Source organism: Chroococcidiopsis sp. CCALA 051, from assembly GCF_003015105.1.
Taxonomy (GTDB): Bacteria; Cyanobacteriota; Cyanobacteriia; order Cyanobacteriales; family Chroococcidiopsidaceae; genus Chroococcidiopsis; species Chroococcidiopsis thermalis.
Window position 1 is genome coordinate 1 of record NZ_PYCI01000195.1, and the last position, 9,898, is coordinate 9,898.

Annotated in this window: 14 protein-coding genes; 5 read left to right on the forward strand and 9 right to left on the reverse strand. The window is 45.1% G+C overall.

Going from position 1 to position 9,898, the window contains the following annotated elements; all coding sequences use genetic code 11:
• Window positions 1-243: 243 nt before the first annotated feature.
• Window positions 244-2,586 (reverse strand): xanthine dehydrogenase molybdopterin binding subunit, encoded by a 2,343-nt coding sequence (gene xdhB / locus C7Y66_RS28635; protein WP_106548161.1) that lies wholly within the window; start codon window positions 2,584-2,586, stop codon window positions 244-246.
• 116 nt (window positions 2,587-2,702) lie between these two features.
• The gene (gene xdhA / locus C7Y66_RS28640) at window positions 2,703-4,115 is read right to left on the reverse strand and encodes a xanthine dehydrogenase small subunit (protein ID WP_106548162.1); all 1,413 of its coding nucleotides are present in this window, start codon (window positions 4,113-4,115) and stop codon (window positions 2,703-2,705) included.
• 328 nt (window positions 4,116-4,443) lie between these two features.
• On the opposite strand from xdhA, the gene psaI reads away from it, so the two are divergent.
• Window positions 4,444-4,563 carry a photosystem I reaction center subunit VIII gene (psaI, locus tag C7Y66_RS28645; protein WP_015154003.1) on the forward strand — a complete coding sequence of 40 codons (120 nt, stop codon included), beginning with the start codon at window positions 4,444-4,446 and terminating at the stop codon, window positions 4,561-4,563.
• A gap of 334 nt (window positions 4,564-4,897) precedes the next feature.
• Here the strand turns inward: psaI and C7Y66_RS28650 are convergent, their stop codons facing one another.
• From C7Y66_RS28650 to C7Y66_RS28670, 5 genes are all read right to left on the reverse strand, one after another.
• Window positions 4,898-5,017: a photosystem II reaction center protein J gene (locus C7Y66_RS28650; RefSeq protein WP_015154004.1), complete on the reverse strand. Its 120-nt coding sequence runs from the start codon at window positions 5,015-5,017 to the stop codon at window positions 4,898-4,900.
• A gap of 62 nt (window positions 5,018-5,079) precedes the next feature.
• Window positions 5,080-5,205: a photosystem II reaction center protein L gene (locus tag C7Y66_RS28655; protein ID WP_015154005.1), complete on the reverse strand. Its 126-nt coding sequence runs from the start codon at window positions 5,203-5,205 to the stop codon at window positions 5,080-5,082.
• Between the two features lie 9 nt (window positions 5,206-5,214).
• Window positions 5,215-5,349, reverse strand: coding sequence for a cytochrome b559 subunit beta (gene psbF, locus C7Y66_RS28660; RefSeq protein ID WP_015154006.1), 135 nt, complete (start codon window positions 5,347-5,349; stop codon window positions 5,215-5,217).
• 6 nt (window positions 5,350-5,355) lie between these two features.
• Window positions 5,356-5,604 carry a cytochrome b559 subunit alpha gene (gene psbE / locus C7Y66_RS28665; RefSeq protein WP_015154007.1) on the reverse strand — a complete coding sequence of 83 codons (249 nt, stop codon included), beginning with the start codon at window positions 5,602-5,604 and terminating at the stop codon, window positions 5,356-5,358.
• 222 nt (window positions 5,605-5,826) lie between these two features.
• The gene (locus C7Y66_RS28670) at window positions 5,827-6,831 is read right to left on the reverse strand and encodes a photosynthesis system II assembly factor Ycf48 (RefSeq protein WP_015154008.1); all 1,005 of its coding nucleotides are present in this window, start codon (window positions 6,829-6,831) and stop codon (window positions 5,827-5,829) included.
• Between C7Y66_RS28670 and C7Y66_RS31475 the strand changes: the two genes are divergently transcribed.
• Window positions 6,830-6,991: a hypothetical protein gene (locus C7Y66_RS31475; RefSeq protein ID WP_158266018.1), complete on the forward strand. Its 162-nt coding sequence runs from the start codon at window positions 6,830-6,832 to the stop codon at window positions 6,989-6,991. The genes C7Y66_RS28670 and C7Y66_RS31475 overlap by 2 nt on opposite strands.
• Here the strand turns inward: C7Y66_RS31475 and C7Y66_RS28675 are convergent.
• Entirely contained in the window at window positions 6,983-7,318 is a 336-nt protein-coding gene (locus C7Y66_RS28675) for a rubredoxin (RefSeq protein WP_015154009.1), read from the reverse strand. The two genes, C7Y66_RS31475 and C7Y66_RS28675, sit on opposite strands and share 9 nt — an antisense overlap.
• Window positions 7,319-7,665: 347 nt before the next feature.
• On the opposite strand from C7Y66_RS28675, the gene ndhC reads away from it, so the two are divergent.
• The 3 genes from ndhC to C7Y66_RS28690 are packed head-to-tail and all read left to right on the forward strand — an operon-like array spanning window position 7,666 to window position 9,282.
• Window positions 7,666-8,028: a photosynthetic/respiratory NAD(P)H-quinone oxidoreductase subunit C gene (ndhC, locus tag C7Y66_RS28680; RefSeq protein ID WP_015154010.1), complete on the forward strand. Its 363-nt coding sequence runs from the start codon at window positions 7,666-7,668 to the stop codon at window positions 8,026-8,028.
• Window positions 8,019-8,750: a photosynthetic/respiratory NAD(P)H-quinone oxidoreductase subunit K gene (ndhK, locus tag C7Y66_RS28685; RefSeq protein ID WP_015154011.1), complete on the forward strand. Its 732-nt coding sequence runs from the start codon at window positions 8,019-8,021 to the stop codon at window positions 8,748-8,750. Before ndhC ends, ndhK begins: the two co-directional genes overlap by 10 nt.
• On the forward strand, window positions 8,743-9,282 hold the full coding sequence (locus C7Y66_RS28690) for an NAD(P)H-quinone oxidoreductase subunit J (RefSeq protein ID WP_106548163.1): 540 nt from the start codon (window positions 8,743-8,745) through the stop codon (window positions 9,280-9,282). The genes ndhK and C7Y66_RS28690 overlap by 8 nt, the downstream gene beginning before the upstream one ends.
• Window positions 9,283-9,322: 40 nt before the next feature.
• On the opposite strand, the gene C7Y66_RS28695 is transcribed toward C7Y66_RS28690, so the two are convergent.
• Complete coding sequence (locus tag C7Y66_RS28695; protein ID WP_106548164.1) at window positions 9,323-9,802, reverse strand: GNAT family N-acetyltransferase; 480 nt, start codon at window positions 9,800-9,802, stop codon at window positions 9,323-9,325.
• Between the last annotated feature and the right edge of the window lie 96 nt (window positions 9,803-9,898).

Below are 9,898 nucleotides of genomic sequence, written 5' to 3' on the forward strand. Positions count from 1 at the left end.
TTTCTATAGCCCCCCTTAAAAAGGGGGGTTGGGGGGATCTTTCTGCCGTAGTCAAAAAGTTATTGGTTAATAGATATACTATAAAAACCAATCTTCAACTGGGTTCATTTCAACACATTTCAATCTGCAAAATCGAAGATCTTGGAGATCCCCCAACCCCCTTAAAAAGGGGGCTAAGACTCGAAATTGAATCGTATATCTTGGAGACTCCCAACCCCCCAAAGAGTCTATTATAATTCGATCCTAACCCGAAACAGGCTGCGGTTCCCCCACTGCTTCCACAGCTTCAGTAGCGCGATCGCGGACGTATTCAACTGCCCATAGAATAGCTTCAGGAGTTGCAGGAGAAGCTAAAGGAACGTAATCTGTATCCCCAAACGCCGCCACTGCTGCCCGAATCGCTTCCCGTACCGAAAGCGCCAACATCAACGGGGGTTCGCCGACAGCTTTACTACCATAAATTACCCCATCTTGAGCCGCCCGTTCTAATAAATGTAAATTAAAACTTTCCGGTATTTCCCCAATTGTAGGAATTTTATACGTACTAGGGGCATAAGTGCGAATGCGTCCTTTCTCATCCCACACCAACTCTTCCATCGTCAGCCAACCCATCCCCTGTACGAAACCACCTTCAATTTGCCCGCGATCGACTAAGGGATTTAAAGATTCTCCCACATCATGCACGATGTCAACTTGTCGTAACTTAAAGTTACCTGTAAAGCCGTCTACCTCAACTTCACTCACCGCCGCCCCGTAAGCATAATAGTAAAACGGTCTGCCTTTACCCGTCGCATCATCCCAATAAATATTAGGAGTGCGATAATACCCTGTAGCAGCAAGACTAATGCGATCGCCATACGCCTGTTTCGTCACCTCTTCAAAATGAATTCGCGCTGAAGGGTAAGTGCGACAGTAAATCCAATCGTCAGCAAATACCATCTCTTCGGGTGTATCCAACTTCAATAACCCAGCCGCCACCACAGCCAGCCGAGATTTCAGCGTTTCGCAAGCATCTTTCACCGCTTGTCCGTTTAAGTCTGCACCGCTAGAAGCAGCAGTTGCAGAGGTATTCGGTACTTTTTCCGTACTCGTAGGCATGATCCGCAGGCGTTCGATCTTTACCCCTAGCGTTTGGGCGGCGACTTGCAACATTTTGGTATGCAACCCCTGTCCCATTTCCGTACCGCCGTGATTCAGTTGAATGCTACCGTCGGTGTAGATGAGGACTAATGCGCCTGCTTGGTTGTATTGAGTTTTATTAAAGGAAATTCCAAATTTAACCGGAGTAATTGCCAAACCGCGTTTTTTGTAAGTACTGGCTTGGTTGTACTGCGCGATCGCGTCTCTACGTGCGGTAAAATTCGAGCTATCTTTCACCTGCTGCCAGACCTTGGCAATGCGGTTATCAAAAATTTCTTGGTCGTAATGAGTGGTATTCGTTTCCCCTTCACCGTGGTAGAAATTGCGTTTTCGCACCACTTCTGGCGGTAAACCCAAATACCGTGCTACTCGATCCATAATATCTTCAATAACTACCATGCCTTGAGGACCGCCAAAACCTCGAAATGCTGTATTCGAGACTTTGTTAGTTTTGGCAATTTGTCCTCTGACTTCTAAATGGGGAATGTAATAAGCATTATCTACATGTAACATCGCCCGCAGCAGTACGGGAGGCGACAAATCCAAACTCCAGCCACCATCGGCATATAAATCTACATCTAAAGCAACGATTTTGCCATCATTGGTAAAACCGACTTTATACTGCCCTAAAAAGCCGTGACGCTTACCCGTCAAAATCATATCGTGGTGACGTTTTAATTTTACCCGCACCGGACGACCTGTTTTACATGCTGCGATCGCGGCTACACCTGCAAAAGGATTTGCTTGCGATTCTTTTCCGCCAAATCCGCCACCCATTCTGATACAAGTGACGACAACTTGATTTTTAGTAATTCCCAACACGCGGGAAACGACAATTTGCGTTTCTGTGGGATGCTGGGTAGAAGCATAGACTTGGTAATTACCTTCCCCATCTGGTATGACCCAACTCGCATGGGTTTCTAGGTAGAAATGATCTTGACCATTCATTGCCATTTCACCTTCAAGATAGCAATTTACCTGCTGTAAAGCTGTTGCCGGATCGCCTCGTTTAATCACTCTCGGTTTAAGATGAAAGCTATCTGCTGCGATCGCGTCTTTTATCGTCAGAATTGGTTCTAGTGGTTCGTATTCGACGACAACTTTTTCTGCACCCAGTCTTGCAACTTCATCAGTTTCCCCTGCTACCCAAACTACTGCTTGTCCGTAGTAACTAATTTCCGTGTCGGGAAGCAGGATTTCATCGTAGACAATCGTTCCAGTATCGTTTACTCCTGGTACGTCTGCGGCGGTGATGACTGTGACGACACCATCAATTTCATATGCGCCAGCAGGATCGATTTTTGTAATTCGCGCTTTTGCGTGGGGAGAGAGTACGGGGTAGAGGGAAAGCATCCCTGCTGGTAAGCGTTGGTCATCAGTATAAATTGCTTTGCCGCTGACGTGTCCGGCGGCGCTTTCGTGGCTTCTTGTTTTCCCTACTGTCATCTCGTCCCCCTCAAGGTTATGTGATTTTGGTCGCGCAAAGACGCAGAGGCGCAAAGATAAGGAAGTCAAAAGCTAAAAGTTAAAAGTCAAAATCACTAACAACTACTAACTACCAACTACCCATTACCCATTTCCACAAAAAACTTCTCAAACAAATTCGCAACTAGCATCTTGCGATACTCGGCGCTACCTCGCAAGTCGGTAAGTGGTGTGAAGGCTTGTTTCAATTCTTGCTTGGCTTGTTTTACTGTTTCGGCATTCCAGGGTTTGCCAATTAGCTTCGATTCTACTGCTACTGCCCTGGCTGGTGTTGCGGCAACTCCGCCATATGCGAGTCTGGCGTGTTCGATTCGATCGCGATCGCCTAAATCGATCGTAAATGCGGCTGCGACAATACTAATATCGTCCGTGCCGCGTTTGCCTACTTTATAAGATTGACTCAAGCGGCGAGTCGCGCCAGGTGTAATGTTTTTGGGAATTTGAATGGAGACGATGACTTCTCCTGGCTGCAAATCTGTTTTTCTATATCCTTTGAAGAAATCTGCCAAGGGAAGAATTCTTTCACCCCCAATTCCAGCTATACGCAGTTGGGCATCTAAAGCGAGTAATACTGGAGGCAAATCGCCAATTGGTGAAGCTGTACCGATATTACCGCCTAATGTGGCTCGATTTCTGATTTGACGCGCCGCAAACCAGTGCAGCATCTCATCCATTGCTGGAAAGACACCGCGTAGGTTTTCTTCAATATGACTTAGTGGTACTGCTGCCCCAATTTCCACCAATTCTGGTATATTTGTCAGCGTTTTCAACTCTGCTACCGCTTCTAAGGAAATCAGCACCGAAAAGTTTTTGCTATGATGGCTCATTTCCAGTCCTAAATCTGTTGCCCCTGCGACTAAGCTAGCGCCAGGATGCTGTTGCAGTAATTCTAAAACTGTCTGTAGTTGCGTCGGGCGATAAAACTTTTGGTTTTCAAAACTGTAGCTAATTTGACTGACTTCAGTTGTTGCTTGTGCTATCTGATGGCTGAAACAATCGCTTGGCGGCTGCATTTGCATCACTTGTTGGGCAGCACGGCGAATTGGCAAATATCCCGTACAACGGCACAAGTTTCCTTCTATTGCCATATCGTCTACTTGGCGATCGTAGTAGGCAGCGAACATACTCATAATAAAGCCAGGGGTACAGTAGCCACACTGGGAACCACCTGTTTCTACCATTGCGGCTTGAACTGGATGTAATTGTCCGTTGGCAACCCCTTCTACAGTAATAATTTCTCTTCCCGCTACTGCACCCAAGGGTATGAGGCAGCTATTCACTGCTTGATAGTGGGGTTTTCCATCCGCGCCTTCACCTACAATGGCAACAGTACAAGCCCCACAGTCGCCATCCCCACAGCCTTCTTTCGTGCCGATGCGTCCGCTTTGTCGCAAGTACTCCAACAACGTTATTGTCGGTGAGACATCTTTCAGGCGGACTGTTTCGCCATTGATGGTTAAAATTAAGCGTTCTGGTGATAATTGCTGCACTTTCTAAATCCACATAGTTAAAAAGTGACTTCGCGATCGATCTTAGACGAGTCAGCCACTGGGCTGCATAAAAGTGCTTGACCAATGCGATCGCGCCATCCAATTAAATTTATTTAAGTATACTGTATACAATAAAAATGCCAGAATAAAAGTATTCTGAAATACTTAAATGGGGAAATTGTGGCGATCGCGACCTCTAGTACTTTGCTGAGAGGCGCTTAATCCTACTTCACTATTGTTAAAAATTTTTAGAAAATGCCGCAGCGATCGCAAATTGCAGTAAATTCGTTTTTGGTTGTAGTCTTATATTCATAAGGAATCTAGCAATATGTTTTCAGCATCGTTTTTACCATCAATCCTAGTTCCGCTGACGGTTCTAGTATTTCCTTCCGTAGCAATGGCTTTGTTGTTTCTCTACATCGAGCGTGAAGACCCCTCAGGGATCTAGAGAGTTCGGGACTATGGCAGAAGGCAGTTATGCTGAGGGCAGAAGGAAAATACCTTTCATGTAAAGAAGACAAGCTGCTTTCATGTCCTCATCTTTCCACGCTATAACTCTGTTAACTCAGCCCTGTTTCCTAATCCCTAATTAAAAAACCGCTCACCTAAACTGGGTAAGCGGTTTTTAGCATTATTGTCGATAACGATATAATCGACCGCGAAGAACTTCAGCTAGCTAGTACATCATTACAAAAGTAAAGCCATCGCTCAAAACCAGCTAAAAGCCCTTCAAATAAGCATTTTGACTTTTGACTTTTACCTTTTGACTTTTGCCAAAGTTCTTACAACGAGGAACCTAAATGAGTGTAAGAACCGTAAAAGAATGTTCCAACAACAACAATCACGCCCAAACCAGCAATAGTTGCTACAACCCAAAGGGGTATTCTTCCACTTCCAGACACAGCTTTTTCTCCTACCTAAATTACACAGTTAGATAAATTAAAGACAACAGCCTTGAATCTAGTTAGTTGAAGAAATAACTAGAAAACAAAATGCCCAGCACGAATATTAGCAGCAAACCCAAGTATAGGGAAGTCCGGTTTAATTCTACAGGCTGGTTATTAGGGTTTTTCGATCTTTCTAATGGCATAAACTTCTCCTATCGCTGAATGAACTGCATAGAAGCGATCGCACCTAAGAAAAATACTGTCGGTACAGCTAAGGTGTGAACGGCTAGCCAGCGGACGGTAAAAATTGGATATTGAATTGGTTGATTGACTTGATTGGTATTCATTTCAAACTACTTTCCTATAAATTCCTCGATCTGTTTTCTGCTTTCAAAGCGATCGCTCACGATTGGCAACTCTTGCCGTTCTTGGGGATAGTATTCGTTTGGTCGGGGTGTTCCAAATACATCATAGGCAAGACCAGTACTAACAAATAACCAGCCAGCGATAAACAAAGCTGGAATCGTAATACTGTGAATCACCCAGTAACGCACGCTGGTAATAATATCCGAAAACGGACGCTCGCCTGTCGTTCCTGACATTTACCTTCCTCCATTAAGAACCATTACTTTCTTACTCATTATCATACGAAACCTTGACCAGTAGTTAGCGATTAGTCGGGAGTAAAGAATGGCTGCGAACATTTGATAATTGGTTGACAGTAGACAGCTATCAGTAGCTAGGCGCTAGTGGCTAGAGTTTCTTCCTTGTCTCCCTTGTCTCTCTTGTCTCCCTTGTCTCTTTCTTCCCGATCCCCAAATTCATTAAGCTGATTCTGCTTGACCTTGATAACGCAGCAAAATTCCGCGCTGACCGATAATAAATCCTTTCTCTGGAGAGAGAAAGACGATCTTGTAAAGATTCGAGGGGACTGATTCTACGCCTCGGTCTTTTTGCCAAGTTTTTCCGCCATCTGGACTGCAAAGTAGATTACCGCTACCACCAGTCACCCAAATTTCTTCAGGTGTCCGGTAAGCCAAATCTAACAATCCCCAACTAGTAGATAACTCTGGATTTTGTACTTCTTCCCATTCTTCTGTATTATCTGCCTTAGTAAATTGCACCTGACCGCCTCGTGCCAGCATCCATACACGCCCGTCTTTACCAAATCCCATATTTTGCAGGCGACGGGAACTATTCCGGTTATGACCTTGCCATGCCGTTTGACCTGGTTCCCAGGTTGAATAGAAATTCCCCTTAGCAGAAACAGCAATGTACTTACCATCTTCAGAACGCGCCACGTTTCGCAGCACGCCTACGGCTTCCTGTACCATTGCTTTCCAGTTTTTACCACCGTCAGTAGTGCGGTAAATTGCGCCTACATCTGTAGTCATCTCCGCTGACTGTTGCCCCAGCGCCACGATTGTGTTTGGGTTGCCTGGTAGCTTTTCACTTAAGAGAATCCGCGACCAAGTTTCGCCACCATCATTTGTATGTAGCAGTAAAGATGGTTCGCCAACAATCCATCCTTCTTGACCGGAAAAACTCACGGAAGACAGAATAAAGTTTTTGTCACCTAAATCCAAACTCTTCTGCTGCCAGGTTTTGCCACCATCCTTAGTTTCAAATAAAGCAGATTTATTCCCCACTAACCAGCCATGTTGGGTATCGTCCGTAAAGCCAACATCTTGCAAGTTAACATCCGTTGGTAAAGTAACTACCTCCCAAGGATTGTAACTAGTAGAGGGAACGCTACTACAGCCGACGCACAGCAAGACGACTGCTACGAGGACAACAATCTTTTGCCAAAATTTTAACGGTGAAAACATGCTGATTTTACGTGCTCTACTTAAACAAATTGAATGTATTGTAAGAATATTTCAGTATGCCGATAGGTCGAATGAAAGCCTATCTACTTGTCAGCATACAGATATATGGTTAGGCGATCGCCGTCTGCACCAAGCTTGCCTGACAGCAGGTTCACTGTAACCCATATAGGCTGAGAAAAAACAAGACGGCTAATGCTAAAGCACCAAAGATCAAAATGTTCTTCTGACCTGGAGTGAGCTGATTCACGCCAAGCCCGTAGCCGAGATTTTCCTTAAAGCCAGAGGCTTGTCCCACTGGACCAATGTTGGCAAATGCGTTTTTACGCGCTCCACAAACTGGACATCGCCAAGTAGAAGATAGTTCTGCAAATGGTATGCCAGGGGCAATATCGTGCTTATCATCGCCGCGATCGGGTTCGTACACATAGCCGCAAGCCCGACATTCATATCGGTCTAGCGCTTGGGTATCAATAGCTGGTTCGCTCATAGTAAGGCAAATGAGAAAGTAGAGGCGCAAAACTTAAAATCATGTTAAAAATTATGACGCGAAATGACTTCTTCTACAAGGGGTAAGGGAGCAGTTATCAGTGACCAGTGACCAGTGACCAGTGACTGATTAACATGCACCACTCTCTCTTAACAAATTCCGAATTTTCCTCACTCCTCGCTCCTTGCTCCTCATCCCTGACTGATGCATAGATTTTCTCAATCAGAAGCAGAACTGAATCGAATGATGCCAAGGGTTAGGTTTTGCTAGTGCGTGAAACCCAAATATATATAATATGTAAAGACAGATAACAAAATTATTGACTCTAGCAACGGTAATTATCCATCGTGTTTGTTCTTAGCGGCTACGAGTATTTACTAGGCTTCCTCTTAATCTGTAGTTTAGTTCCAGCGCTTGCCCTTTCTGCATCTAAGCTCCTCCGACCGAGCGGACGCAGCCCAGAACGCCGGACGACATACGAATCAGGCATGGAACCCATAGGCGGAGCCTGGATTCAGTTCAATATCCGCTACTATATGTTTGCACTGGTCTTCGTGGTCTTTGATGTAGAAACAGTATTTCTCTATCCTTGGGCAGTTGCATTCCACAGCCTCGGTCTGTTGGCTTTTATCGAAGCCCTCATTTTCATTGCAATCTTAGTTGTTGCCCTTGTATATGCATGGCGTAAAGGAGCTTTGGAATGGTCTTAAATATCGATCCAGCCGGACAAAAAGAACGCATCATTAACCCAATCGAGCGCCCTTCAGTTACTCAAGAACTATCTGAAAACGTCATTCTCACCACGGTTGACGATCTCTATAACTGGTCTAGACTCTCTAGTTTGTGGCCTCTATTGTTTGGTACGGCGTGCTGCTTTATCGAATTTGCGGCTTTGATTGGCTCGCGATTTGACTTCGATCGCTTCGGACTCATCCCCCGTTCTAGCCCCCGCCAAGCCGACTTAATCATCACCGCTGGCACGATCACGATGAAGATGGCTCCCCAATTAGTGCGGCTCTACGAACAAATGCCAAACCCCAAGTATGTCATAGCTATGGGAGCTTGCACTATCACTGGTGGTATGTTCAGCGTAGATTCACCCACCGCTGTACGGGGTGTCGATAAATTGATTCCCGTCGATGTTTACTTACCTGGTTGCCCTCCTCGTCCCGAAGCAATCATTGATGCCATCATCAAGTTACGCAAGAAAATTGCGAACGAGTCGATGCAGGAGCGGACTCCGATCAAGCAAACTCACCGCTATTACAGCACGACCCATAGCATGAAGGTTGTACCACCTATCAGCGATGGTAAATATCTACAGGTTGCTACACGGCAAGCGCCACCGAAGGAGCTGACAGAGGCAATTGGTATGCCCATACCACCAGCCCTGCAATCTGTTGCCAAAAAAGAGGAAGTGAACCGTGGCTGAAGAAGAAACAAAAGAAGAGATTAAACCCGTACCTGCCGAAGAAACAAAAATTGTCGAAGCGGGAAAGACTTCCAAGTGGTTGAAGGAAAACGGCTTCGATCACGAAGTTATGGAGCCAGACCACTCAGGAGTAGAAATCATCAAAGTCGATCGCAATTTCCTCTTACCGATCGCCACAGCACTCTATGCTTACGGTTTTAACTATCTCCAGTGTCAGTGCGGCTACGATTCTGGTCCAGGACAAGATTTAGTCAGCATGTATCATTTAATCAAGCTGAGCGATAATGCTGACAGACCAGAGGAAGTGCGGATTAAAGTTTTTCTACCTAGAGAAGACCCCCGCGTACCCTCTGTTTACTGGATTTGGAAAGCAGTAGACTGGCAAGAACGAGAATCCTACGACATGTTTGGTATCGTCTACGAAGGACATCCCAGCTTGAAGCGGCTGTTGATGCCGGAAGATTGGGTTGGTTTTCCCTTGCGGAAAGATTACGTTTCCCCTGACTTCTACGAATTGCAGGACGCTTTTTAATTTTTGTAGAGACGTTACATGTAACGTCTCTACAAAGTCTCTACAAAGTTTTGACATAAATGCGATCGCAGCGTGCTGTTTCTACCCCTGTTGCAGGTTGATAGCCACTGCTTTCGTATAGTTTGATGGCTTCTACTAAAACACTGGCAGTTTCAATCCAAATTTGCTGAAATCCTTTAGCTGCGATCGCTTTTTCTAATTCTTGTAGTAAAAATTTCCCTAACCCTAATCCTCTCAGTTGGGGCAATAAATACATTTTTCTAACTTCTACAGCCTTCTCACCGCGATGGAAAGGATAGTAGCCAGCGGTTCCCACGATTTGACCTTGAGATTCTACTACCCAAAACTCTCCACCAGTCGCTAAATAATAATTTTCTACCTCTAATACATCTCGGTCTGCGCCTACAGGTTCCCAGCATAAACCGTATTCTGCCAATACCGAACTAATAACCGCCGCTGCAAAAAGGCGGTCGCTTTGGTTCCAATCTCGAATGAGAAAATCTTTATAATTAGATTGCATTTGCTAGAGTTGCGTCTAATTTCGTGAATAGGCGAAGAGAAATTCTTGAAATTGTATTGGCTCCAAGTTTATTTTAAGGAGCGATATTCAATTTCT

What these genes read in the sequence shown, in the direction of transcription:
- C7Y66_RS31475 (WP_158266018.1), top strand. Translation starts at nt 6,830, where the DNA reads ATGCTGATTTTACGTGCTCTACTTAAACAAATTGAATGTATTGTAAGA.
- psaI (WP_015154003.1), top strand. Translation starts at nt 4,444, where the DNA reads ATGTTTTCAGCATCGTTTTTACCATCAATCCTAGTTCCGCTGACGGTT.
- C7Y66_RS28655 (WP_015154005.1), bottom strand. Translation starts at nt 5,205, where the DNA reads ATGCCATTAGAAAGATCGAAAAACCCTAATAACCAGCCTGTAGAATTA.
- C7Y66_RS28695 (WP_106548164.1), bottom strand. Translation starts at nt 9,802, where the DNA reads ATGCAATCTAATTATAAAGATTTTCTCATTCGAGATTGGAACCAAAGC.
- psbF (WP_015154006.1), bottom strand. Translation starts at nt 5,349, where the DNA reads ATGAATACCAATCAAGTCAATCAACCAATTCAATATCCAATTTTTACC.
- C7Y66_RS28675 (WP_015154009.1), bottom strand. Translation starts at nt 7,318, where the DNA reads ATGAGCGAACCAGCTATTGATACCCAAGCGCTAGACCGATATGAATGT.
- ndhK (WP_015154011.1), top strand. Translation starts at nt 8,019, where the DNA reads ATGGTCTTAAATATCGATCCAGCCGGACAAAAAGAACGCATCATTAAC.
- xdhB (WP_106548161.1), bottom strand. Translation starts at nt 2,586, where the DNA reads ATGACAGTAGGGAAAACAAGAAGCCACGAAAGCGCCGCCGGACACGTC.
- psbE (WP_015154007.1), bottom strand. Translation starts at nt 5,604, where the DNA reads ATGTCAGGAACGACAGGCGAGCGTCCGTTTTCGGATATTATTACCAGC.
- C7Y66_RS28670 (WP_015154008.1), bottom strand. Translation starts at nt 6,831, where the DNA reads ATGTTTTCACCGTTAAAATTTTGGCAAAAGATTGTTGTCCTCGTAGCA.